This window comes from Streptomyces sp. T12, assembly GCF_028736035.1.
Taxonomy (GTDB): domain Bacteria; phylum Actinomycetota; class Actinomycetes; order Streptomycetales; family Streptomycetaceae; genus Streptomyces.
Genome location: NZ_CP117866.1, coordinates 4,688,266 through 4,712,854, shown reverse-complemented (window position 1 = coordinate 4,712,854; position 24,589 = coordinate 4,688,266). Strand labels below are relative to the sequence as shown.

General features: G+C 71.3%; 20 protein-coding genes. 13 read left to right on the top strand and 7 right to left on the bottom strand.

Annotation, left to right across the window (positions count from 1 at the left end):
• Positions 1-2 precede the first annotated feature (2 nt).
• Genes PBV52_RS20930 through PBV52_RS20910 form a run of 5 tightly spaced genes read left to right on the top strand, consistent with a single transcriptional unit; the run spans position 3 to position 5,967 of the window.
• A complete protein-coding gene (locus PBV52_RS20930; protein WP_274240111.1) occupies positions 3-1,847 on the top strand; it encodes a biotin carboxylase N-terminal domain-containing protein in 1,845 nt (614 codons plus the stop codon).
• Positions 1,844-3,010 carry an acyl-CoA dehydrogenase family protein gene (locus PBV52_RS20925; RefSeq protein ID WP_274240109.1) on the top strand — a complete coding sequence of 389 codons (1,167 nt, stop codon included), beginning with the start codon at positions 1,844-1,846 and terminating at the stop codon, positions 3,008-3,010. The genes PBV52_RS20930 and PBV52_RS20925 overlap by 4 nt, the downstream gene beginning before the upstream one ends.
• Positions 3,011-3,047: 37 nt before the next feature.
• Positions 3,048-4,625: a 4-coumarate--CoA ligase family protein gene (locus tag PBV52_RS20920; RefSeq protein ID WP_274240107.1), complete on the top strand. Its 1,578-nt coding sequence runs from the start codon at positions 3,048-3,050 to the stop codon at positions 4,623-4,625.
• Positions 4,622-5,356 (top strand): enoyl-CoA hydratase family protein, encoded by a 735-nt coding sequence (locus PBV52_RS20915; RefSeq protein WP_274240104.1) that lies wholly within the window; start codon positions 4,622-4,624, stop codon positions 5,354-5,356. The genes PBV52_RS20920 and PBV52_RS20915 overlap by 4 nt, the downstream gene beginning before the upstream one ends.
• Positions 5,344-5,967: a TetR/AcrR family transcriptional regulator gene (locus PBV52_RS20910; RefSeq protein WP_274240103.1), complete on the top strand. Its 624-nt coding sequence runs from the start codon at positions 5,344-5,346 to the stop codon at positions 5,965-5,967. Before PBV52_RS20915 ends, PBV52_RS20910 begins: the two co-directional genes overlap by 13 nt.
• 45 nt (positions 5,968-6,012) lie before the next feature.
• Here the strand turns inward: PBV52_RS20910 and PBV52_RS20905 are convergent, their stop codons facing one another.
• Positions 6,013-7,389 carry a serine/threonine-protein kinase gene (locus tag PBV52_RS20905; protein ID WP_274240100.1) on the bottom strand — a complete coding sequence of 459 codons (1,377 nt, stop codon included), beginning with the start codon at positions 7,387-7,389 and terminating at the stop codon, positions 6,013-6,015.
• A 241-nt stretch (positions 7,390-7,630) separates the two neighbouring features.
• Positions 7,631-8,731, bottom strand: coding sequence for a citrate synthase 2 (locus tag PBV52_RS20900; protein WP_274240099.1), 1,101 nt, complete (start codon positions 8,729-8,731; stop codon positions 7,631-7,633).
• Positions 8,732-9,026: 295 nt separating this feature from the next.
• Here PBV52_RS20900 and pdxH point away from each other — a divergent pair, with 295 nt between their 5' ends.
• Positions 9,027-9,716 (top strand): pyridoxamine 5'-phosphate oxidase, encoded by a 690-nt coding sequence (gene pdxH / locus PBV52_RS20895; protein ID WP_274240097.1) that lies wholly within the window; start codon positions 9,027-9,029, stop codon positions 9,714-9,716.
• A gap of 282 nt (positions 9,717-9,998) precedes the next feature.
• On the opposite strand, the gene iscB is transcribed toward pdxH, so the two are convergent.
• On the bottom strand, positions 9,999-11,354 hold the full coding sequence (iscB, locus tag PBV52_RS20890; protein WP_274249488.1) for an RNA-guided endonuclease IscB: 1,356 nt from the start codon (positions 11,352-11,354) through the stop codon (positions 9,999-10,001).
• 577 nt (positions 11,355-11,931) lie between these two features.
• Between iscB and PBV52_RS20885 the strand changes: the two genes are divergently transcribed.
• The 3 genes from PBV52_RS20885 (at position 11,932) to PBV52_RS20875 (ending at position 14,371) form a co-directional block, all read left to right on the top strand.
• On the top strand, positions 11,932-12,342 hold the full coding sequence (locus tag PBV52_RS20885) for a RidA family protein (protein WP_274240095.1): 411 nt from the start codon (positions 11,932-11,934) through the stop codon (positions 12,340-12,342).
• A 16-nt stretch (positions 12,343-12,358) separates the two neighbouring features.
• The gene (locus PBV52_RS20880; RefSeq protein WP_274249487.1) at positions 12,359-12,784 is read left to right on the top strand and encodes a GNAT family N-acetyltransferase; all 426 of its coding nucleotides are present in this window, start codon (positions 12,359-12,361) and stop codon (positions 12,782-12,784) included.
• A gap of 135 nt (positions 12,785-12,919) precedes the next feature.
• Positions 12,920-14,371 (top strand): PAS domain-containing protein, encoded by a 1,452-nt coding sequence (locus PBV52_RS20875; RefSeq protein WP_274240094.1) that lies wholly within the window; start codon positions 12,920-12,922, stop codon positions 14,369-14,371.
• A gap of 25 nt (positions 14,372-14,396) precedes the next feature.
• On the opposite strand, the gene PBV52_RS20870 is transcribed toward PBV52_RS20875, so the two are convergent.
• Positions 14,397-15,152, bottom strand: a complete 756-nt coding sequence (locus PBV52_RS20870) for an SIS domain-containing protein (RefSeq protein ID WP_274240093.1) — start codon at positions 15,150-15,152, stop codon at positions 14,397-14,399.
• 235 nt (positions 15,153-15,387) lie between these two features.
• On the opposite strand from PBV52_RS20870, the gene PBV52_RS20865 reads away from it, so the two are divergent.
• Together PBV52_RS20865 and PBV52_RS20860 are read left to right on the top strand one after the other, a co-directional pair.
• A complete protein-coding gene (locus PBV52_RS20865; RefSeq protein ID WP_062703554.1) occupies positions 15,388-16,080 on the top strand; it encodes a metal-dependent transcriptional regulator in 693 nt (230 codons plus the stop codon).
• Positions 16,081-16,763: 683 nt separating this feature from the next.
• Positions 16,764-17,633, top strand: a complete 870-nt coding sequence (locus tag PBV52_RS20860) for an alpha/beta fold hydrolase (protein ID WP_274240091.1) — start codon at positions 16,764-16,766, stop codon at positions 17,631-17,633.
• A gap of 51 nt (positions 17,634-17,684) precedes the next feature.
• Here PBV52_RS20860 and PBV52_RS20855 read toward each other — a convergent pair whose 3' ends face one another.
• From PBV52_RS20855 to PBV52_RS20845, 3 genes are all read right to left on the bottom strand, one after another.
• Positions 17,685-19,277, bottom strand: a complete 1,593-nt coding sequence (locus tag PBV52_RS20855; protein ID WP_274240090.1) for a transporter — start codon at positions 19,275-19,277, stop codon at positions 17,685-17,687.
• On the bottom strand, positions 19,274-20,044 hold the full coding sequence (locus tag PBV52_RS20850; protein ID WP_274240087.1) for an ABC transporter ATP-binding protein: 771 nt from the start codon (positions 20,042-20,044) through the stop codon (positions 19,274-19,276). Before PBV52_RS20850 ends, PBV52_RS20855 begins: the two co-directional genes overlap by 4 nt.
• 61 nt (positions 20,045-20,105) lie before the next feature.
• Complete coding sequence (locus PBV52_RS20845; protein WP_274240085.1) at positions 20,106-20,768, bottom strand: bifunctional DNA primase/polymerase; 663 nt, start codon at positions 20,766-20,768, stop codon at positions 20,106-20,108.
• A gap of 319 nt (positions 20,769-21,087) precedes the next feature.
• Here PBV52_RS20845 and PBV52_RS20840 point away from each other — a divergent pair, with 319 nt between their 5' ends.
• On the top strand, positions 21,088-22,473 hold the full coding sequence (locus PBV52_RS20840) for a transcriptional regulator (protein ID WP_274240083.1): 1,386 nt from the start codon (positions 21,088-21,090) through the stop codon (positions 22,471-22,473).
• A 202-nt stretch (positions 22,474-22,675) separates the two neighbouring features.
• Complete coding sequence (locus tag PBV52_RS20835; protein WP_274240081.1) at positions 22,676-24,580, top strand: hypothetical protein; 1,905 nt, start codon at positions 22,676-22,678, stop codon at positions 24,578-24,580.
• Positions 24,581-24,589: the final 9 nt, after the last annotated feature.

Sequence of the window (24,589 nt, the reverse complement as noted above, 5' to 3'; positions counted from 1 at the left end):
CAATGATTACTTCTGTTCTGGTGGCGAACCGGGGCGAGATCGCCTGCCGAATCTTCCGCACCTGCCGTGAGTGGGGAATCCGGACGGTCGCCGTGCACTCGGACGCCGACGAGAACGCCCTCCACACGCGCGTGGCCGACACGGCGGTACGGCTGCCGGGGGCGGCGCCCTCCGCCACGTACCTGGACGGCGACCTGATCGTGAAGGCGGCCGTGGCCTCCGGCGCGGACGCCGTGCACCCCGGCTACGGCTTCCTCTCCGAGAACGCCGACTTCGCGCGCGCCGTCCTCGACGCGGGGCTCGTCTGGATCGGCCCGCCGCCGGAGGCGATCGAGGCGATGGCGTCCAAGACACGGGCCAAACAGATGATGGGTCTGGCCCCCCTGGGCGAGGTGACCGAGGCCGACCTGCCGGTGCTGGTGAAGGCGGCCGCGGGCGGCGGCGGGCGCGGAATGCGTGTCGTGCGCCGTCTGGAGGAGCTGACCGCCGCCCTGGAGAGCGCGCGCACCGAGGCCGCGAGCGCCTTCGGCGACGGTGAGGTGTTCGTCGAGCCGTACGTCGAGAACGGCCGCCACGTCGAGGTGCAGATCCTCGCCGACACACACGGCACGGTCTGGGCCCTCGGCACCCGCGACTGCTCCCTCCAGCGCCGCCACCAGAAGGTCATCGAGGAGGCCCCGGCGCCCGGACTGTCCGCGGAGCTCGCAGAGGAGTTGCGCGCGCTGTCCGTACGCGCCGCGCGTGCTGTGGACTACGTGGGTGCCGGCACGGTCGAGTTCCTCGTCGCCGACGGCAAGCCCCACTTCCTGGAGATGAACACCCGCCTCCAGGTCGAACACCCCGTGACGGAAACCGTGCACGGCATCGACCTGGTCGCCCTCCAGATCCAGGTGGCCGAGGGCCACGCCCTCGAAGCCGAGCCCCCACGCGCGCGTGGCCACGCCGTCGAGGCACGCCTCTACGCCGAGGACCCGGCCCACGACTGGGCCCCGCAGACCGGCACCCTGCACCGTTTCGCCGTGCCCGAGCACGTCCGGCTGGACACCGGCTTCACCGACGGCGACGAGATCGGCGTCCACTACGACCCCATGCTCGCCAAGCTCGTCGCCCACGCCCCCACGCGCGCGGGCGCGATCCGCAAGCTCGCCGGCGCCCTGGAACAGGCGACGATCCACGGCCCGCTCACCAACCGCGACCTCCTGGTCCGCTCACTGCGCCACGAGGAGTTCACGACCGCCCGCATGGACACGGGCTTCTACGACCGCCACCTGACCGACCTGACCGAGCCGACCCCCGACCCGCACGCCCCCCTGGCCGCGGCCCTGTCCGACGCCCACGGCCGCTCCCGCTTCGGCGGCTGGCGCAACGTGCCGTCCCAGCCCCAGACCAAGCGCTACGCGATGGCAGGGCAGGAGCACGAGGTCCCTTACCGGCACACGCGGGAGGGCCTTGAGGCCGACGGGGTCCGGGTCGTACACGCGGACGCCCGTGAGGTCGTACTCGAAGTGGACGGCGTACGAAGGAAGTTCGACGTCGCCAGGTACGGCGACGAGATCCACGTCAACGCCACGCGCCTCACCGCGCTGCCCCGTTTCCCGGACCCGGCCACACAGCACACCCCCGGGTCCCTCCTCGCGCCCATGCCGGGGACAGTCGTCCGCGTCGCCGACGGCCTGACCGTAGGGGCGGCCGTACGGGCCGGAGAGCCCCTGCTGTGGCTGGAGGCGATGAAGATGCAGCACAAGATCGCAGCGCCCGTCTCAGGGACGCTGAGCGCCTTGCACGCCGTGCCCGGCCGGCAGGTGGAGGTCGGCGCACTGCTAGCCGTCGTGGAGGAGGACCAGTGAGCGCCATCATCGAAACGGACGAGCACAAAGCCCTGCGTGCCGCCGTCGCCCAGCTCGGAAAGCGGTACGGACGCGACTACATCACCAGGATCGTCAGCGAGGGCCGCCACCCCGAGGAACTCTGGTCCGAGGCCGCGAAACTCGGCTACCTGGGCGTCAACCTCCCCGAGGAGTACGGAGGCGGAGGCGGCGGAATCGCAGAACTCTCCCTCGTCCTCGAAGAACTCGGCGCGGCAGGCTGCCCCCTCCTCATGATGGTCGTCTCCCCGGCGATCTGCGGCACAGTGATCGCCCGCTTCGGCACCGACGCCCAGAAGCAGCACTGGCTCCCCGGCCTCGCCGACGGCACCCGCACCATGGCCTTCGGCATCACCGAACCCGACGCCGGCTCCAACAGCCACCGCATCACCACCACGGCCCGCCGCGACCCGGACACCGGCGACTGGCTGCTCACCGGCCGCAAGGTCTTCATCTCCGGCGTCGACACAGCCGACGCCACCCTCATAGTCGGCCGCACCGAAGACGCCCGCACCGGCAACCTCAAGCCCTGCCTGTTCATCGTCCCGCGCGACGCCGAAGGCTTCACGCGCCGCCAGATCGACATGGAACTCAACGCCGCCGAGAAGCAGTTCGAGCTGACCCTCGACGACGTACGACTGCCCGCAGACGCCCTGGTCGGTGACGAGGACGCGGGCCTCCTCCAGCTCTTCGCCGGCCTCAACCCCGAACGCGTCATGACGGCCGCCTTCGCGATCGGCATGGGACGCTACGCCCTCGCGCGTGCCGTCGAGTACGCGCGCGACCGCACCGTCTGGAAGGCCCCCATCGGCGCCCACCAGGCCATCGCCCACCCCCTTGCCCAGGCACACATCGACCTCGAACTGGCCCGCCTGATGATGCAGAAGGCCGCCCACCTGTACGACGCCGGAGACGACGTGGGCGCAGGCGAGGCCGCCAACATGGCGAAGTACGCGGCCGGGGAGGCCTGCGTGAAGGCGGTCGACCAGGCCGTGCACACCCTCGGCGGCAACGGCCTCACCCGCGAATTCGGACTGGCCTCGTTGATAACCGCCGCGCGCGTGTCTCGTATTGCTCCGGTGAGCCGGGAGATGATTCTCAACTACGTCTCCCACCAGACCCTGGGCCTGCCCAAGTCGTACTGACCGGCACCCGTCCGGCACCGTGTCGCGAGGAGGAACCGTGTTCCGCAGCGAGTACGCAGACGTCCCGGCCGTAGAACTCCCCATCCACGAAGCCGTACTGGGCCGGGCCGCCGCCTTCGGTGACGCACCCGCGCTCATCGACGGCACGGACGGCACCACCCTCACGTACGAACAGCTCGACCGCTTCCACCGGCGTATCGCCGCCGGCCTCGCCGAGGCGGGCGTCCGCAAGGGAGACATCCTCGCCCTGCACAGCCCCAACACCGTCGCCTTCCCGACCGCCTTCTACGCGGCCACGCGCGCGGGCGCCTCCGTCACGACCGTGCATCCGCTCGCCACGCCCGAGGAGTTCGCCAAGCAGCTGAAGGACTCGGCGGCCCGGTGGATCGTCACCGTCTCGCCGCTGCTGGAGGCGGCACGCCGGGCCGCCGAACTCGCGGGCGGGGTCCGGGAGATCTTCGTCTGCGACAGCGCACCAGGACATCGCTCACTCATCGACATGCTGGCGTCCGCGGCCCCCGAACCGCAGACCGGCATCGACCCCGCGACGGACGTCGCGGCCCTGCCGTACTCGTCGGGCACCACCGGCATACCCAAGGGTGTGATGCTCACCCACCGCCAGATCGCCACCAACCTCGCCCAGCTCGAACCCGTCATCCCGGCCGGCCCCGGCGACCGCATCCTCGCCGTGCTGCCCTTCTTCCACATCTACGGCCTGACGGCCCTGATGAACGCGCCCCTGAGGCTGGGCGCGACGGTCGTCGTCCTGCCCCGCTTCGAGCTGGAGACCTTCCTCGCGGCGATCCAGAACCACCGCATCACCGGCCTGTACGTGGCCCCGCCGATCGTCCTCGCCCTCGCCAAGCACCCGCTGGTCGCGCAGTACGACCTGTCGTCCCTGAAGTACATCGTCAGCGCCGCAGCCCCCCTGGACGCGAAGCTCGCCACCGCCTGCTCGCAGCGCCTTGGCCTGCCGCCGGTCGGCCAGGCGTACGGCATGACGGAACTGTCCCCCGGCACCCACGTCGTCCCCCTGGCCGCCATGCACGACGCGCCCGCCGGAACCGTCGGCAGGCTCATCGCCGGCACCGAGATGCGCATCGTCTCCCTCGACGACCCCGACAAGGACCTCGGCATCGGCGAGTCCGGCGAGATCCTCATCCGCGGCCCCCAGGTGATGAAGGGCTACCTCGGCCGCCCCGACGCCACCGCCGCGATGATCGACCCCGACGGCTGGCTGCACACCGGCGACGTCGGCCATGTCGACGCCGACGGCTGGCTGTTCGTCGTCGACCGCGTCAAGGAACTCATCAAGTACAAGGGCTTCCAGGTGGCACCCGCCGAACTGGAGGCACTCCTGCTCACCCACCCCGGCATCGCGGACGCGGCCGTGATCGGCGTCTACAACGACGACGGCAACGAAGTCCCGCACGCGTACGTGGTCCGCCAGCCGGCCGCCACCGACCTCTCCGAAGGAGAGGTCATGATGTACGTCGCCGAACGCGTCGCCCCCTACAAGCGCGTCCGCCAGGTCACCTTCATCGACGGCGTCCCGCGGGCCGCCTCCGGCAAGATCCTGCGCCGCGAACTGCGGGCACTGAGGGAGGCCACATGACACTGATCGGCCGTACACGCGCGCGTGCCGTGCAGACCCTCACCCTGGACTCCCCGGACAACCGCAACGCGCTCTCGGCGGCGCTGGTGGGCGAGCTGACCGACGCGCTGACGGACTGCGCCAAGGACGCCGACGTACGCGCGATCGTCCTCACCCACACCGGCAACACGTTCTGCGCGGGCGCCGACCTGCGCGACCCCCCGCCCCCGGACGCACTGGTGGCGCTGCTCCGGCAGGTCGTGGAACTGCCCAAACCGGTGGTGGCCCGCGTCACCGGCCATGTACGCGCGGGCGGACTGGGCCTGCTCGCGGCCTGCGACATATCGGCGGCGTCGCGGGAGGCCACGTTCGCCTTCACAGAGGTCCGCATCGGAGTCGCCCCCGCGGTGATCTCCCTCCCGCTCCTGCCCCGCACCGACCCCCGCGCCCTCGCCCGCTACTACCTCACCGGCGAACGCTTCACCGCACCCGAGGCCGCCCGCATGGGCCTGCTCACGGCGGAGGGCGAGGACGTCGACGAGACCCTCGCCCCCGTCCTGGACGGCCTGCGCCGCGCCTCCCCCCAGGCCCTGGCCGAGACGAAGGCGCTGCTCACGACTAAGGTGCTGGAAACCTTCGACCGGGACGCGGCCGACCTGACCGCGCTCTCGGCCCGGCTGTTCTCCTCCGCGCAGGCCCGCGAGGGAATGACGGCCTTCCTCGAAAGACGGGATCCCGAATGGGTGGTGTGAGCACAGTCGGCGACCGCGTGGACCGCGCGGACCGCGTGCCCAAGCAGGACCGCAGCCGCGCCACCCGACAGCGGCTCCTGGAAGCCGCCGTGGCCTGCCTCGCCGAGCACGGCTGGGCGGGCTCCACGGTCTCCGTCGTCGCCGAACGCGCCGGAGTCTCCCGCGGCGCCGCCCAGCACCACTTCCCGACCCGCGAGGACCTCTTCACCGCCGCGGTCGAGTACGTCGCCGAGGAACGTTCGACGGCACTGCGGGCCCTGTTCCCCGAGGGCGCGGCGGGCGACCGCCGGGCGGTGGTGTCGGCATTGGTCGACCTCTACACCGGCCCGCTGTTCCGCGCGGCCCTGCACCTGTGGGTGGCCGCGTCCAACGAGGAACAGCTACGGCCGAGGGTCACCGAACTGGAGGCCCGCGTGGGCCGCGAGACCCACCGGATCGCGGTGGACCTGCTGGGCGCCGACGAGTCCAGGCCGGGCGTGCGGGAGACGGTCCAGGGCCTGCTGGACATGGCCCGCGGCCTGGGACTGGCGAACCTCCTCACCGACGACACGGGGCGTCGGGAACGGGTGGTGGCGCAGTGGGCGGCGCTGCTGGAGGAGGCGTTGGGCTGACAGTCTCTCCATGCTCTCCATGAGTGCGGAGACTGGACCCGACCGTCAGTCGTCCTCGCCGCTGTCGTCGCCGTCGTCGTCCTGTTGCGCCTCGCGCTGCTTCTGCAGGTCCTTCGTCTCCTGATCGCGCAATTTCTGTTCGCGTTCCTCCTGCCCCCACCTCTCCTGCTCCCGCTTCGCCTCGTCCTGTGCTTCCTGAACGGCGCTGGTCTGCGCCACCGGGACCGGGGAGGCGGTCGGAGACGGGCTCGATTCCAGGGGGAGGGTGGATGCGGAGGCGCTCGGGCTGGGCGGTGCCTCGGACTTCGTCCCCTCCGACGCGGTGTTGTCGGGGGAGAACCACAGCATGCCGAGGAGCATCGCGGCCACGAAGAGCACCGCTCCGGCCACGGTGGCGGTCACGCGCCGGGTCCCGAACCGGGACCGCGGTCGGGGGCGGGACCGGGATCGGGATCGGGATCCGCCGACGGACGCCGTTCCCTGGGCGGACGGCAGCATGTACGTGGTCGGCGTGCTGGCCTCCCCCACCTGCTGTGCCCCGGCGGCGGACGCCGGGGCGGCCGCGCGCTGCCGGGACGGTGACGTCGCGTCGGGCAACGGCTCGGGGCGTCCCTGCCAGGCGCCGCCGGCGAACCAGTCGGCGGCCTGCTGGGCCGTCGGCCGGTGCTCGGGGTCCTTGGCGAGCAGGCCGAGGAGGTAGTTCTCGAAGGCGGGCGGGAGGCCGGGGACGCCCAGCTCGCGGGGCGGCACGGGGGCGGCGTCGAGGTGCTGGTGCAGGATGGCGACCGCGGTGTCCGCGTGGAACGGCGGGCGGCCGGTGAGGAGCTGGTAGAGCACACAGCCCAGCGCGTAGACGTCGGAGGCCGGGCCCGCCGGCTTTCCCAGGGCGCGCTCGGGGGCGAGGTAGAGGCTCGTGCCGACGATCTGCCCGGTGGCGGTCAGCGCGGCGCCGGGGTCGTCCAGGAAGCGGGCGATGCCGAAGTCACCGATCTTGAGGGTGCCGTCGGCGTCCAGGAGCAGATTGCCGGGCTTGATGTCCCGGTGGACGATGCCCTGCCGGTGCGCGGCGGCAAGACCCGCGGCGGCCTGGGCGGCGATACGTGCCACGCGCTCGACGGGCAGCGCGCCGAACTGCGACGCCACTCGGGCGAGGCTGTCGCCCGAGACCAGCTCCATCACCAGGAAGAGCCGGTTGTCGTGCTCGCCGAAGTCCCGGACGCCGACCACGTTCGGGTGGGCGATCCGCGCAGCGGTCTGCGCCTCCAGCCGGAACCGGGAGGTTGCGGTGGGGTCGGAGTCCTGGGGCAGCAGGAGCTTGACGGCCACGGGCCGGGCGAGCGTCTCGTCGTACGCCCGCCAGACCTCCCCCATCCCACCGCGCCCGATCGACTCGCTCAGCCGGTAGCGGCCCGCTATCAGCACCTGTTCTCATCCTCATGCCGTGGGACGTCTCGGTCGCCGCAGGCCGTAACTCACCACGTGGGGACGGGTGATGGAGGAGGGGCGCCGCAGCCGACCCAGCATACTGGCGGAGTGGATCAGTCACGTTCCGTAGGACGTCTTCGCCGACACGGGCCGGCCGCCGAGCGGCATCACGCGGAGCTGGTCCGCCCAGCGTGATGCCGTCCCGCCGGAGGGGGCGGGGATCCCGGAGCGCTCGGGATCAGTGCGCGATGTCCGCGTAGCCCTCGATCTCGCGCGGGTCGCGCGGGCCCGGGCCGATGTAGCGCGCGGAGGGGCGCACGAGGCGGCCGGTGCGCTTCTGCTCCAGGATGTGCGCCGACCAGCCCGCCGTACGGGCGCAGGTGAACATCGACGTGAACATGTGCGCCGGGACCTCCGCGAAGTCCAGCACGATGGCGGCCCAGAACTCGACGTTCGTGGCCAGGACCCGGTCCGGACGGCGGGCGTGCAGCTCCGCCAGGGCCGCCTTCTCCAGGGCCTCGGCGACCTCGAAGCGGGGAGCGCCCAGCTCCCGGGCGGTGCGGCGCAGGACCCGGGCGCGGGGGTCCTCGGCGCGGTAGACGCGGTGCCCGAAGCCCATGAGGCGTTCGCCCTTGTCGAGGGTCTGCTTCACATACGCGTCCGCGTCGCCGGTGCGCTCGATCTCCTCGATCATGTGCAGGACGCGGGAGGGGGCGCCGCCGTGCAGCGGGCCGGACATGGCTCCTACGGCGCCTGAGAGGGCGGCGGCCACATCCGCGCCGGTGGAGGCGATGACGCGGGCCGTGAAGGTGGACGCGTTCATGCCGTGCTCGGCGGCGGACGTCCAGTACGCGTCGACGGCGGCCACGTGCTTGGGGTCGGGCTCGCCCCGCCAGCGGATCATGAAGCGCTCGACGACGGACTGGGCCTTGTCGATCTCGCGCTGCGGAACCATCGCCAGGCCCTGTCCGCGCGCGGACTGGGCGACGTAGGAGAGGGCCATGACGGCGGCCCGTGCCAGGTCCTCCCGGGCCTGCTCCTCGTCGATGTCCAGCAGCGGTTTCAGTCCCCACACGGGGGCCAGCATGGCGAGCGCGGACTGGACGTCGACGCGGATGTCGCCGGAGTGCACGGGGATCGGGAAGGGCTCGGCGGGCGGCAGGCCGGGGCGGAACGCGCCGTCGACCAGCAGGCCCCAGACATTGCCGAACGAGACGTGGCCGACCAGATCCTCGATGTCGACGCCCCGGTACCGAAGAGCGCCGCCCTCCTTATCCGGTTCGGCGATCTCCGTCTCGAACGCGACGACTCCCTCGAGTCCGGGTACGAAGTCGGACATCAGGCGGCTCCTCGTGATGTGTGCGACGGATGGGTTGTGGGTGGGACGACCACATGTCGTCGGCAGAGATCGGGACGTACGCCCGGTGGATCCACGGTCACGAACTCGGGGGACTCGCGGTCCGGGGCGTACCCCTGTGATGCCCCGTGCGGTCGGCGGTCATCCAACCGCGACGACATCAGAACGATATCCCCGAGTGCCACCTTTGGGGAGGCCTTGCGGCACTCAGTGCCAGGCCGCCGTGAGGAACGACACCGTCCCGGACGGCGCCCGCCGCATACGGCAAGATGGCCGCGTGACCGACCGAGACGCCGTGCCCCTCGATCCCTCCGAGCCCGTCCCCGACCCCGCCGCCATGCGCAAGCACTACCGGGCCGAGGGTTTCGCCGAGGCCGACCTGGCAGCCACTCCGGTGGAACAGTTCGCGCGCTGGTTCAAGCAGGCCGCGGCACAGGCCCACCTCTTCGAGCCGAACGCGATGATCGTCTCCACCGCGGACGCCGAGGGGCGGCCCAGCTCCCGCACGGTGCTGCTGAAGCAGTTCGACGAGCAGGGCTTCGTCTTCTACACCAACTACGACTCCCGCAAGGCCCGCGACCTCGCCGAGAACCCGTACGTCTGCCTCCTCTTCCCCTGGCATCCGATGGCCCGCCAGGTCATCGTCACGGGCGTGGCGCGGCGTACCGGTCGCGACGAGACGGCCGCGTACTTCCGCACCCGCCCGCACGGCTCCCAGCTCGGCGCCTGGGCCAGCGCCCAGTCCTCGGTCGTCGCCACGCGCGCCGACCTCGACGCCTCGTACGCCGAGCTGGCCGCGCGCTATCCCGAGGGCGAGCAGGTGCCCGTGCCGCCGCACTGGGGCGGTTTCCGGGTGGCGCCGCAGGCGGTGGAGTTCTGGCAGGGCCGGGAGAACCGGCTGCACGACCGGCTGCGGTATGTGGCGGAGCAGGACGGGAGCTGGCGGGTGGAGCGGCTCAGTCCGTGAGCGGCGGCGCGGTACAAGGGCCCGTGATAGCAGACGACCCGCGAGCTCGGGTCCCTCCGCCGGTGGCGGGGGAGCCGGCCGGACGTTACCGGCGAGCTCGCGGGTCGGGTGACTGCGTTGGATTGGCCGGCTGCGTGCATTGCGCACACGCTGGTCCGGCACCGCACTCGGTGGGTGACGGGCCGCTAGCCCGCAGCCACCTCTTCCGTCCGGTATGCATACATCTGCCGAACCACCTCCTCTCCGAAGTACCAGCAACTCTAAGAACCGGTGGGGCACGGATCAACGGGTTTTTCGAGATGTTGACGGCGGAGATTCCAGTCGAGTGCTGTAGCCGTACCCATCGCCCCGTTGCAGGAGCCGAAGGTTCCAGTGCGAAACATTGATCCGGCCTGTAGGTGTTGTGAGGCTGTGCTGTCCCCTGGCCCGGACTGAGATACGTCCCGTCCAGGTCCCTGCCCACTTGCCGGTGGGCATGACGGCGCGCACCAGATCACCGGTTACGTATCCGAAGTGCTGCTTGGTGCGGGCGCGCCGTAGGCGGGGGAATCCGTAGCGGTCCGGGGTGGTGCGGGCGTAGGAGCCGCGTCCGGTGGCTTTGGCGACGAGGACCCGGTCGGGGAACCGTACGATCGCGTCGCCGCTCTCGTGATCCAGAGGCCCGGCGCAGAGAGCGTCCAGGGTGTGCGTCTTGGCCAGCCCCATGGCGCTGCGGTTCTCTTTGGTTCCTACGCCTGTCCACGTGTGCACCGCTCTGTCGAGGGTGCCGAGTGACTCGATGAGCTGCCATCGGGTTGCGTTCATGGCGGCGGCGTCATGGAGAGGTGCCTTGACCTGCTGAAGGATTTTTGCGAGGCGGTCGGGTCTGTGGGCGAGGAAGACCTCGACAGGTTGGCTGTCCTTGGTCCGGTTGCAGGGGATGCAGGCGAGGACAAGGTTGGAGATGCGGTTCGAGCCTCCCCGGCTGCGGGGTGTGAGGTGCTCGATGTTGAGGGGGACGCCGATGGCGTCGCAGTAGGCGCAGGCGTTGTTCCACTTGGGGCGTAGGTGGCCGCGGGCGTCAGTTCCGGCGAGCGTTCCTTGTTCGTGTTCGGCTCCTCTGAGGGTTCTGCCCGCGTTCATGGAGTGGGTGTCGAAGGCGACGCTTTCCACGTGGATCTCGCTGACGGGGGCGTAGCGGCTCAGGCGGTTCGCCAGGGAGAAGATGGTGTCGACGCGATGGCGAAGGGAGGGCGGCAGCCATCTCGCCGGGTGGGTGCGGTTGTCGTAGCGAGGCGCTCGGTAGCGGCAGTTGGCGGATCGCCGTCTGTGTCGGTATCCGGCACGCTGACGCATGCACGCTCGGATCTGGTCGCCGCGATGCTGGAGCTCGATCGAGATGAGGCCGCGTCGGACGGTGACGGCGGTGCCGTGTTCGTCGGTTTCCTTCTTCTCGTCGGTGAGGGCGAGACCGGTGCCCTTGGAGCCGGGGTCGATGCGCAGTTGCACGCCGTCGACTGCCGATTCGGCTCGCGTGCGGTCCTTGATGCGGATGGTGAAGGGGACTTGCCGGGCGACGACGGCTCGTCCCTTGCCGAGGAGTTCGCGGGCCCGGGCAGGGTGGCAGGGCATGAGTGGTTGCCCTTCTTTGGACAGCACGAAGACTCTGCCCGCGCCCACGCCACCTGTGTACGACCGGATATGTGAGGGAGCGTCACCGCTCCCGTTCTCTGCCTCCTTCGCCGCAGTGGCGGCGCTCTTGGCGTGACGCCGACGTGCCCTGGTGCCGTGCCCGCCAGTCTCCCCTCGCCCATGTTCCCTGCCGGTGCCCCGCGCAGTGGCGGGGTGTCCGTGAGCCGTTTCGTCCCTACTCCCAGGGGTGTCTGCTCCCACGAATTCCAGAGCAGGCTGCTGAGGAAGCACAGCCTGGTGGGTTTGCTCGCCTACAGGAAACGTAGTCATCGGGGCACCTCCCTGATCCTGTGGGTCGTGATGACTGGGGCTGGTCACTCGACGACCTTGCGGTCGGGGAACGAGTGATCTCCCTTCTCGTATGTGCAGCTGGCGCTAGTGGCCAAGATCCGTGCACTGGGTTGCAGCTTTCACAAGCCGTCCATTCGTGCGAACCGGTCGAATTCTCCGAATGGGCAGTCGATCCAACTGCTAAGTGGCCACCGCCATCAGGAGGTTGGTTACGCGATAGACGTATCAGTGCAGGTCACCTAGCGTTCCGTACATGACAGAGCAGCAGGCGGTGCGGCAAGCGATACTCAGCGGTTCGACCTTCGAGGAGCAGATCGGGTACGCGCGGGCCGTGGTCGACGGGGACTGGGTGCACGTGTCGGGGACGACCGGGTTCGACTACGCGACGATGACGATCTCCGAGGACGTGGTGGAGCAGGCCGAGCAGTGTCTGCGGAACGTGGGGGCCGCGCTGGAGGAGGCGGGGTGTTCGTTCGCCGATGTGGTGCGGGTGCGGTACCTGCTGCCGGAGCGGACGGACTTCGAGCCCTGCTGGCCGGTGCTGCGGCGGTACTTCGGGGAGGTGCGGCCGGCGGCGACGATGATGATGTGCGGGCTCGCCGACCCTCGTATGAAGATCGAGATCGAGGTCTACGCCCGGCGAGGGAGCGGCGCCCGTGTCTGACCTTTCCGGCCTTCGCATGGCGCCTGTCGACGGCGAGGTCATGCTTGAGCAGTGGCGGCACGTCCACAACGTGATCGTTCCGCCCGCGGCCATGGATCTCGACGGGGTACGGGAGCGCAGCCGCCGGTACCGCCTGCGGAACGCGTACGTCGGTGACGTCCTCGTCGGCTGCTCGACCGTGCGGCCGCCGGAGGGCGAGGACGCGGTGGCGACGGTCATCGCGCGCGTGCTGCCCGAGTTCCGGCGGCGCGGGTACGGCACGCAGCTGTACGAGGAGGGGCTCGCCCACGCGCGCGTGCTGGGCGCCAGGGTGATCGAGACCTGTGTGCTGGCGGTCAACGAGGACGGGCTGCGGTTCGCCGAGGCGCGCGGGTTCGTCGAGTCCGATCGGTATGTGCTGGACGGCGAGAGCGATGAGTGGCTCGACCTGCGGCTGGAGTAGTCGCGGAGCGGCTCGTACAACGATTCCTTCAATCTTGGGGAACACGGTGTGTGCTGCGTCACGTTCGAGTTAGATGATTGCAAGTGAGCGAACCGACGCGTCGTACGTGCGGACGCAGCTTGGCAGGGGGTCCAGGTGAGTGCTTCCCGGCGTAGTGGGACCACCGACGAGCTGGGGCCGGACGAACCCGAGCGGGACGGTCCGGACGGTTCGGCAGGTGGTTCGGAGGGTTCCGCAGGCGGCTCGGATCTGCTGGCCGCGCTGCTGGACGGCATGGACGCGGCCCTGTGCGCCTTCGACGCGGACGGGGTCGTCACCCATTGGAACCGTGAGGCGGAGCGGATCCTGGGGTGGAGTGCGGCCGAGGCCGTGGGACGGCATGGGTTCGCCGGGTGGGCCGTGCGCGAGGCCGATGCCGAGGAGGTCGAGGGGCGGCTGATGTCCGCCATGCAGGCTCCCGGGCGGCAGGTGCACGAGTTCGCCCTGCTGACCAAGGACGGCGGGCGGGTCCTCGTACGGACGCAGTCGGCGGCCGTGCGGGGGCCGGACGGGAAGCCCGCCGGGCTGTACTGCGCCTTCAGCGAGGTGCATGTGCAGATCGATCTGGAGCGGTCGATCGCGCTGAGCGAGGCACTGTTCGAGGACGCGTCGTGGGGCGTGGTGCTCGTCGACGCGGATCTGCGGCCGGCGGTGGTGAACGCTCACGCGGCTCGGGCGCTCGGGATCGGGCGTACGTCCGTGCTCGGGCGGCCGCTCGGGGAGTTGCTCGCCCAGGGGGTCGAGGAGCTGGAGAGCGCGCTCACCCATGTGCTGGCGGAGGGTGCGCCGCCCGCGCCCGCCGAGATCTGGGTGAGCGTGCGGACGCCGGAGGGTGAGCGGCGTCGGTGCTGGCGGTGTGGCTTCGTACGGCTGGCCTCGCCGCTCGCGGAGGAGCCGGTGCCGTTGGGGGTGGGCTGGCTCTTCCAGGACGTGACCGAGTCCAAGCAGGCGGAGCAGGAGGCTGCGCAGCTGCGGTTCCGGACGAATCAGCTGCATCGGGCCGCTCGGGCCGCCGCGGAGTGCGAGGACCCTGCGGAGGCGGCGACCGTGCATCTGGACTTCGCGCTGGCCGGGTTCGCCGATCATGCGCTGATCGACCGGGTCGCGGGTGGGGCGGTCCTGGACACGGACATGGCGGGTCCGGTGCGGCTGGTTCGGATCGCGGTGACGCCCTCCGGGGCGCCGGGGCCGAGTCTGCTCGGCGGGGAGGCCGGGTTGCCGGTGCGGTACGGCGAGGGGCATCCGGCGTTGCGGTGTGTGGCGCGGGCCGGGTCCGTGCGGGCCGATGCGGGCGATGTGCCGGCGGAGCAGGCGCGTGCGTGGGCGGTGGGCCGGCAGTGGCCGGCGGACACGGTGCACGCGCTGTGTGCGGTGTTGCGGAGTCGGGGGCGGACGCTGGGGGTCGTGACGTTTTTGCGGGGCGCCGGGCGGAGTGCGTTCGAGCGGGCCGATGCGGTGTACGCGGAGGGGGTGGCGGTGCGCATCGCTTCCGCGCTGGATTTGGCGGCGGCTGTGGGCGCGGAGGGCTCGGAGGGTTCGAGGGGCTAGGAGGGCTTGCGGTAGCGATGCCTCGTCAGTGCCGGTAGAAGATCCGGTCGCCGTACTGCTCGAACACCCGGGCGTTCCAGTCGTGGCCGCCGTCCACGTTGCCGGAGCGCAGGAGTGGGGGCTCGATGCCGCGGGCGGCCAGGGCGGCGGCTGCCGTGGCCATGACGGCCTGGAGGAGCGCGCTGGTGACGACCGTGGACGCGGGGGCGAAGGGGGCCGGGATCGTGTCGAGGGTGAGTTCCGCGTCGCCGATCGCGATCTTCGAGTCGAGGACGATGTCGCAGTGGTCCTTGAGGTAGGTGCCCGAGACGTGGCGGGACTTCGTCTCGGAGGCGTACGCCACCGAGGTCACGCCGATGACCCTGACGTCGAGGGCGCGGGCGTTCATGGCCATCTCCACGGGGAGGGCGTTGCGGCCCGAGAGGGAGATGATCACGAGGGTGTCGCCGGCGCGGAGGGGGGAGCTGTCCAGGACCGCGCTCGCGAGGCCGTCCACGCGTTCCAGGGCGGAGCCGAGGGTGGCGGGCATGACGTCGACGCCCACGACGCCGGGGACCGCGAGCAGGTTCATCAGGGCGAGGCCGCCTGCGCGGTAGACGATGTCCTGGGCGGCGAGGGAGGAGTGGCCGGCGCCGAAGGCGAAGAGGCGGCCGCCGGCGGCGACGGTGTCGGCGAGCAGGGTGCCGGCTGCCTCGATGCTCTCGGCCTCCTCGTCACGGACCCGCTGGAGCAGGCCGATCGCGGCGTCGAAGAACTGGTCGGCCGGCTTGCTGTCGCTCATGCGGGGCCCTCCGGTGGTGGCGGGTGCGGGTGTGTCGCGGATCACCGTGCGGTCTGGACCAGTGTGGTGTCAATACGGCCGGATGCCCTCCGCATCCCCGCCTAAATCGCTGGTTTCAACGGCGCGGCACGGTTGTCGGTGGTATCCGGCAGAATTGACTGCAGGGCCAGCGCACGCGCCGTGGAGCTGTCTCGCTTCCGGCTGAGCTAATCGCAGAGCTAATCGAGGGGCACGTATGTCCGGACTGATCGACACCACGGAGATGTATCTCCGCACCATCCTCGAGCTGGAGGAGGAAGGTGTGGTCCCCATGCGCGCCCGGATCGCCGAGCGGCTGGACCAGAGCGGGCCGACCGTCAGCCAGACGGTGGCGCGGATGGAGCGTGACGGGCTGGTGTCCGTGGCGACCGACCGGCACCTGGAGCTCACGGACGAGGGGCGGCGGCTGGCCACCCGCGTCATGCGCAAGCACCGCCTCGCCGAGTGTCTGCTCGTCGACGTGATCGGGCTGGAGTGGGAGCAGGTGCACGCCGAGGCGTGTCGCTGGGAGCACGTGATGAGTGAGGCCGTGGAGCGGCGCGTGCTGGAGCTGTTGCGGCACCCGACCGAGTCGCCGTACGGCAACCCCATCCCCGGCCTGGAGGAGCTCGGCGAGAAGGACGGTGCCGATCCGTTCCTGGACGAGGGCATGGTCTCGCTGGCCGACCTCGACCCGGGCGTCGAGGGCAAGACGGTCGTCGTGCGCCGTATCGGCGAGCCGATCCAGACCGACGCGCAGCTGATGTACACGCTGCGCCGGGCGGGCGTGCAGCCCGGCTCGGTGGTCAGTGTGACCGAGTCCGCGGGTGGTGTGCTGGTGGGCAGCGGTGGTGAGGCGGCCGAGCTGGAGGCGGACGTCGCCTCCCATGTCTTCGTCGCGAAGCGCTGAGTCGGCGGCAGCTGTCGCCTTCGCGTTTCCCCCCCGCGTAATTCCCGGTGCGGGAGCGGGAGTTGTGGCGATCCTTCGATCTCGTCGATTCCAAGATTCAGTGCGCTGAATCGCAGCGCTCGCCCGCTTCGCGTGCCAGGCTGTCGTGAGGCGATGCATCCGGCCGGGAGGGGGCGGGAGGATGTGCCGTGAGTGTGGAGAGGGCCCCGGCGCCGTGTGGCGCCGGGGCCTGTCCTCCCCTGTGCTGACCCGGAGCCCCGAGCTCCCAGGGTCATTCCCCTCGGACCGTTTTCCCCGAGCGGTCCGCCTCCCGGTGAAGATCTCCCCCCGGCGATGGCGATCAATCCTGGAGAGGGGTCACTCGAATGAGGGGTGTTGCCCGCAGAGACCGCATTTTCGAATAGGGGTTCGATAGTCTGCGGGTGACGGATCATGCGGAACGTGCGCTTCATGGATGTGCGCATAAGATCACGTCAGGTACACAGGACATGCACATCGCGTGCGAGGGCGTCTACGCTGCGTGCGGTGCGGGTGGCACGCGGTGCTCGCGTGAGCGACGTCGGATACGGCAGATACGCAGATACGGCAGGCACAGCGCACGGCAGGCAGGACGCGGTCCACAGGATCGGCCGGCTCGAGCGGGAGCGAGCGGTCCGAGCGGAGCTAGGGGGGTGCCAGGAGCAATGGCGCGGCGCATCGACGTGACTGGTACAGGCGGCGTACGTCTCGCGGCCTGGGAGTTCGGCGACCCTCCCAAGACCGACCCGGCCAAGGAGCACGACCGCACGCCCGGTGTCTTGTTACTGCACGGCCTGATGGGCCGCGCCTCGCACTGGGCCTCCACCGCCCGCTGGCTCTCCGAGCGGCACCGTGCGGTCGCGCTCGACCAGCGCGGCCACGGCCGTAGCGACAAGCCCGCGCAGGCCTCCTTCGCGCGCGGGGCGTACGTCGACGACGCGGAAGCCGCCCTCGAACAGCTCGGTCTCGCCCCGGCCATCCTCGTCGGCCACGCCATGGGCGCGCTGACCGCCTGGCAGCTCGCCGCCAAGCGGCCCGACCTGGTGCGCGGCGTGATCATCTGCGACATGCGGGCCTCCGCGCTCGGCTCGGCCTCGCAGCGGGAGTGGGCGGACTGGTTCAAGTCCTGGCCCGTTCCCTTCGCCACGCTCGCCGATGTGCGCAAGTGGTTCGGTGAGGACGACCCGTGGGTCGAGCGGCCGAATCCCGCGCGCGGGGAGTTCTACGCCGAGGTGATGCACGAGTGCGAGGACGGATGGCGGCCGGTTTTCGAGCCGGACCAGATGCTCAAGTCCCGGGAGACGTGGGTGTTCGACGCGCACTGGGAGGAGTTGGCGCAGGTTCAGTGCCCCGCGTTGGTGGTGCGTGGCCTCGATGGGGAACTGGGGCGGGCCGAGGCTCAGGAGATGGTGCGGGTGCTGCCGCGGGGGGAGTATGCGGAGGTGGCTGACGCCGGGCACCTGGTGCATTACGACCAGCCGGAGGGGTGGCGCGCCGCTATCGAGCCGTTCCTGGACTCGGTAAGGGTGGGGTGACTTCCCGTCCAGGAGCGCGGTTCCCGCTGTCTGACGCGACGGCGGGTCCCGTCAGCCCTTGCTCACCGCCGTAAGGATCTCCGGTAGGCGCGCCGCCGTCCGTGGTGCCGCCAGCCGGAGACCCAGCCACGCGACCGTCGCCCCGTACGCCGCGCCCACCGGCAGCAGCAGCCAGCTCCACGCCTCCCCGTCCTCGCTCACGTTCAGCCAGATCGCCACCGCGATCACAGGCGCGCACACCAGGGCCGCCGCGATCATGCCGCCGAAGATCGAGATCCAGGCCAGGCCGGTCTGACCGGGAGCGACGTTCTTGTAGCCCTCCTGCGGGATGGAGTACGGGAAGCGGGCCGAGGTCCAGGCGCCGGTCGCCAGCATGGCGCCGAGGAGGGCGAAGGACAGGCCCAGCACCTCGGGGAGTTCGGTCCAGTCGCCGAGGAGTGCCGTCGTCAGGACGGTGACGAGGACGGCGTAGGGCAGGGTGATCAGCAGCAGTGCCAGTGCTCGGCCGCGCAGCTCGACGTAGGCGTCCCGGGGGGACGAGATGGTCATCGCGACCATCCAGAACGCGGACGTGTCCTGCCCGAACTGGTTGTACATCTGGATGCCGAGCATCCCGGCGGCGAAGCAGGCGAAGTAGATCGAGCCGGTGCCCTGCAGGGCGTTGAACACCGGCACGATCAGGCCGATGGCGAGCGAGGTCACCCAGGCCGCCTTGGTCTTCGGGTCGCGCCAGACGTAGCGCAGGCTGCGCTCCATGACGGTGCCGGTGCGGCCGGCCGGAAGGAGGCGGGCCAGGCCGGTCGAGGTCCGTTCCCGTACGGCGGCCTCGGTGGCCGCCTGGAGTGTGGAGCCGTCGGGCGAGGTCATCAGCCGCGTCAGGTGGCGCGACCATACGGCGATCAGCGCCACCAACGCGCCCGCGCTCAAGGCGAGTTGGAGGGCTCCGGTCCCGTACGACCCCTCACTCACCGACTCCACCGCCCCGATCGCGGACGCCGGCGGCACCCACCGCAGCACATCCGCCGCCGGATCGAGCCGGCCGAGCCCCGTCGAACCCAGCTGCTGCGCCCCGAAGTTCACGACCTGCGCCCCGACCGCGATGACCAGCCCGCTCAGCACCGCCAGATCGCGCCCCTTACGGCTGGTCAGCAGTCGGATGTTGGCCGCGGCGACGGCCCGCGCGAGCGCCACGCACACCAACAGGGCCAGGGCGACGCCGACGGCACCGACGACGTACGCCACCCCGCCCCGCGCGACCGCGATCACCGAACCGGTGAAGAGGCACAGCGTGAACAGCGGACCTATGCCGACCAGCGAGGCCGCGAGCAGCGCCCGCACCAGCGGCCGGGGCCGCAGCGGCAGCATCACGAGCCGCGTCGGGTCCAGGGTCTCGTCCCCGCCGGGGAAGAACAGCGGCATCACGGCCCAGCCGAGCGCGAGCACCGAGACCAGGAGGACGGCCACCGTGCCGGCGTGCGCGTTGCCGCGCAGCATGATCAGGCCGAGGAGTTGCAGCGCGGCGAAGAGGAGAACGAGGACGGCCGAGGCGACGTAGGCGGCCCGGCGCCCACCGGACTGCCGCAGCCCGTTCCTGAGCAGCGACAGCTTCAGCCGTACGACGACTGCGGTCACGTCGGTGCTCATCGCGCCCCGCCGCCCAGCCAGTCGAGGTCGGATCCGGCGGCGCGGCCGTTCGCGCCGACGAGTTCGAGGAACGCCTGCTGCAACGAGGCCGCCTCTCCGCGCACCTCGGCGAGCGGGCCGTGGGCACGGATGCGCCCGGCGGCCATGACGGCGACCCAGTCGCACAGCGACTCGACGAGCTCCATGACATGGGAGGAGAAGACGACGGTCGCGCCGGAGGCGGTGTAGCGCTCCAGCACGCCCCGGATGGTCTGGGCGGAGACGGGGTCGACGCCCTCGAACGGCTCGTCCAGGAACAGCACTTCGGGATTGTGCAGGAGCGCGGCCGCGAGCCCGATCTTCTTGCGCATGCCGGTCGAGTAGTCGACGACCAGCTTGTGCTGGGCCCCCGCCAGATCGAGTACGTCGAGCAGCTGGGTGGCCCGCTTGTCGACCTCGGCTCCGGGAAGCCCGCGCAACCGCCCCGAGTACGCGAGCAGTTCCCGCCCGGAGAGCCGCTCGAAGAGCCGAAGCCCCTCCGGCAGCACCCCGATCCGCGCCTTCACCTCAACGGGGTCCCGCCACACGTCATGCCCGACGACTTCAACGGACCCCTGATCGGGCCGCAGCAACCCGGTCACCATGGAGAGGGTGGTGGTCTTCCCGGCCCCGTTGGGCCCGACGAGCCCGATGAACTTCCCCGCGGGCAACTCCAGATCGATCCCGGCAACGGCAACTTGCTGCCCGAACCGCTTCCAGAGCCCACGCACACTTACGGCCGACGTCATGGAAGCCAACCTAAGGGGGCGCGGGACGGTACCGATATGCGGCTCCGCCGCCGAGAAGGCGCTACCGGTCCCGGCCGCAGGCGTACGCGAGCGGCGAGATCAACTCCTCCGCATCCGGCAACCACCGATTCGCCGGCGTAGGCCGACAGGCCCACTGCACAGCCCCCCGAGACCCGAACCGCGTAGGAGGCCCGGCGACATACGCCCCCTCCCCGAGCGCGACCAGATCCAGCGACCCGATCGACCACCCCAGCTTGCGCACCAGCTCAGGAACCTTCACCGACGCACCCGGCAATACGAAGAAGTGCATCCGACGATCCGGCGTCAACGTCACCGGCCCCAGCGACAACTCCATCCGCTCCATACGGGCCAGGGCGAGAAACCCCGCGGTCTCCGGGACGGAGATCGCATCGAAGGTCCGCCCCGTCGGCAACAGGATCGAGGCGGTCGGCTGCTTCTGCCACATGCGGCGCGCGACCGTGGCGCTCCCCGTCGCCTGCGTCTCCCAATCCGGGCGTGCGGCGTGCGCGCCGGGCGCGGGGCATGCGGTGTCGCCGCAGGAGCACAGCTGCACGCCGTCGACGGCCTCCAGCCAGGTCCCCGGGAACACGTCCCAGTGACGCTCCTCGGCATAGCGAACGGCGGTCTCCAGCAGCGTTTCGCCGCGCTGCTTGGGAATCTGTGCGGCTTCGGTGGCCGGGATCGTCTCTTCCACGCTGAACACAACTCCCGCACCCACCTCGGGTTACGGCCGGAGCGCGCGCGGGGGAGGAGCATTGATTCCTCATCTGGGGCGCATGGGTGCACGTGTGGGGGCGCGTAGGAGGATCCGTGGCCCGGGCTGGGTAGCCACCTGTGGGGTCGGCTTCCGCCTTTACCCCGGCAATCCTCGCAAGCCTCGCATTTTCGGTATGTCGACGGGGCATTGATCTTCACGGCCGGAACCTTGCGGTGTCACCACCAGTGCCCCGCGCCGGATTTCGGCGGTGAAAGACACGTCAACTCGGTGCGTGGGCAGGCACCGCAGCCACAGGGGGTACGCCATGGCCGCAAGGCCTCTCGTCGCGCGACAGCCGAACGAACGGCTGCAGGCGCTCATCCAGGAAGCGGGCTGCTCGAACGCAGGGCTGGCCCGCCGGGTCAACATGTGCGGCGCCGAACACGGCCTCGACCTGCGCTACGACAAGACGTCCGTGGCCCGTTGGCTGCGCGGACAGCAGCCGCGGGGACGGGCGCCGGCGATCATCGCGGAGGCGCTCGGCCGCAAGCTGGGCCGTACGGTCACGATCGACGAGATCGGCATGGCCAACGGCAAGAACCTCGCGTCGGGCGTCGGTCTCCAGTTCTCGCCGACTGTACTGGGGGCCATTGAGCAGGTCTGCGAGCTGTGGCGCAGCGACGTCGGGCGGCGGGACTTCCTGTCCGGCTCCTCCGTCGCCGCGTCCGCGCTGGTCGAGCCCAGCCGCGACTGGCTGATCTCGTCGCCGGACTCACAGGTGTCGCGCTCGGCCGGGCCGCGCGTGGGGCAGTCCGACGTGGCGGCCGTGCGGGCGATGACGCAGGCGCTCGTAGACCTTGATCACCAGTACGGCAGCGGGCATGTGCGCCCGGTTGTCGTGCACTACCTGAACAGCGTCGTCTCCGGGCTGCTGGCCGGGTCGTACCGGGAGGCGGTCGGGCGGGAACTCTTCGCCGCCGTCGCGCGGTTGACCGAACTCGCCGGGTACATGGCCATCGACACCGGGCAGCCGGGGCTCGCCCAGCGGTACTACATCCAGGCGCTGCGGCTCGCGCAGGCGGCGGGAGACCGGGGGTACGGCGGGTATGTGCTGGCCGCCTCCATGAGTCACCTCGCCGCGCAACTCGGGAATCCGCGCGAGATCGCGCAGTTGGCACGGGCGGCGCAGGAGGGGGCGCGTGGGCGCGTGACCCCGCGCGCGGAGGCGATGTTCTACGCGGCCGAGGCGCGCGGGCATGCGTTGATGGGCGACGCGCGGGCCGCGCAGGTGGCGTCCGGGCGGGCGGTGACCGCGCTGGAGACGGCGGATCCGGAGTCCGGGGACGACCCGGCGTGGATCGCGCACTTCGACGAGGCCTATCTCGCCGACGAGTTGGCGCACTGCCACCGCGACCTCGGCCAGGCCGAGGCGGCGGCGCGACGCGCGGAGGAGTCGCTCGCCGGGCTCCCCGAGACGAAGGCGCGGCGCCGGGCGATCGGTTATGTGCTGCTCGCCACAGCGCAGGTGCAGCAGCGTGAGGTCGAACAGGCCTGCCACACCGGGCTGAAGGCCGTGGAACTTTTGGAGACCCTGCGCTCCAACCGGGGCGCCGAGTACCTGGAGGACTTCCAGCAGCGGCTGGAGCCGTACCGGGACGAGCCGGTGGTCAGGGACTTCGGGGCACGGCTGGATCTTCAGGCGGCGGCGTGAAACCACGGGGTACGAGGGCGTGAACGGCAGGGAAATGAAGGCGCCGGTGGGGGAAGGGGAGCCCATGTAGGGGATGGGGGACCGGAACTGTTACGGCGGTCACAGGGACGCAGGTCACGTCCCGGGCTGCGTAGCACGCGGATCGCAGGAGCCGGTAGCGTGAGCCGACGATTCACAAGGTCCCCCATTAGTAGGAGTCCCGGTGACGCAGAGTGGACAGGGCGAGGAGCCCTCGGCGCGGCCCGCGCGCGAAGGCATCGTGCTGCCCTCCGACGGTGGTGAGCCGCTGCTGCCGGGTATGACGGGCGGGCAGGGCGGCCGCCCGACGTCGGTACCGCCCACGCCGCCGACCCAGCCCGCGCCCTCGGCGCCGCCCGGCGGCCAGGCCTGGGGCACCCCCTGGGGACCCGGCCAGAGCCAGCACCCGACCCCGCCGCCGGCCGCGCCGGGCCAGGCCTGGGGAACGCCGCCCGGCCAGTCCTGGGGCGGGCAGGAAGAGCCGTACCAGTCGCCGTCGCCGGCCCAGTGGGGCGCGGCGCCGGATGCCGCCGCGGGCACGCCGTCCCAGCCGCTGCCGCCGGAGGGCGTGTCGTACGGCGGGGACGCGCACGGTGTGCCGGGCGCGCCTTCTTACGGCCATGGCACCCCGCCCGGATCACCGATGCCCGCGCCGCAGCCGCCGTACGGCCAGGTCGGTCCGTCGTCGACGCCACTGCCGCCTGCCGGTGGGGAGACCTACGGCGCTCCCGGCCCCGGTGGTGCTTTGCCGCCCGCGGGTGGGGTGGCGTACGGCGCTCCCGGCCCCGGTGGTGCTTTGCCGCCCGCGGGTGGGGTGGCGTACGGCGCTCCGGGCGCCGGCGCGCCCTTGCCGCCCGCCGCGCACGACGCTCCTGGCGCGCCCCTCCCGCACGCCGGTGCCGGTGGCTTCGGGGCCCCGTTGCCGCCGGCCGACGAGGGCGCCACTCAGTACATACCGCCGGTCGGCGGCGCCCCCGCGGGCGCGGGCGACCAGGCGACCCGTTACATACCGCCCGTCGCCGCATCCCCCGCTTCCGCCGCCGATGAGGGAGCGACGCAGTACATCCCGCCGGTGGGGCCGGGGGCGTTGCCGCCCGAGGTGCCCGGTGAGAGCACGCAGATCCTGGGGCGCGTCCGGCAGGGGGGAGGCGCCGGTCTTCAGGGCGGTGCCGGACCGATGCCGCCTGGTTCCGGTGCCGACGCCGAGGCCACGCAGTACATCCCGCCCGTGCCCGGCCGGCCCGGCGGGGCGCCGTACGCGGGGGCGGAGCGGCAGCCGCTCTCCGACTTCGACAACCTGTTCCGCAGTGAGCCGGGCGGCGAGCCCCCGGCCGCGGCCACCCAGCAGATGCCGCGCTTCCAGCAGCCGCAACCGCAGCCACAGGGCCGGCACGAGACGGGCTACTTCCCGCCCGGCCCGAGCGGCGACGACGGAGGCCACGGGGGCGGTCCTACGCGCTCTCGGCTGCCGCTCATAGCCGCCATCGGCATCGGTATCGCCGTGCTCGGCATCGGGGCGGGTGCGCTGCTCGCCGGCGGCGACAAGGACGACGACGGCGGCGAGGACAACACTCCCGTCTCCGCCACGGCCCCGGCGAGCGAGGCTTCCCCCTCCCCGTCGGCCGATCCCGCCGAGGAGCAGGCGGTCGCCCTGGACAAGCTGCTGGCGGACAGCGGCGACAGCCGTACCTCCGTGATCAAGGCGGTGGCCGCCGTGAAGTCCTGCGGCAACCTCGCCCAGGCCGCCACGGACCTGCGCGGCGCGGCCAAGCAGCGCAACCAGCTGGTCACCGACCTGTCCAAGCTCACCGTCGACCAGCTCCCGAACCACACCGCGCTGACCACCGCGCTGACCAAGGCGTGGCAGGCGTCGGCGTCCGCCGACAACCACTACGCGGCGTGGGCGGACCAGGTCGCCGCCAAGAAGAAGCAGCTCTGCAAGAAGGGCCAGGCCCAGGCCACCAACCAGACCCAGGCCGGCAACCGGGCCAGCGGCACCGCCAGCGCGCAGAAGAAGACGGCCGCGCAGCTGTGGAACTCGATCGCCCAGAAGTACGGCCTGACGGAGCGCCAGCCGACCCAGCTGTAGTCCGGGCCG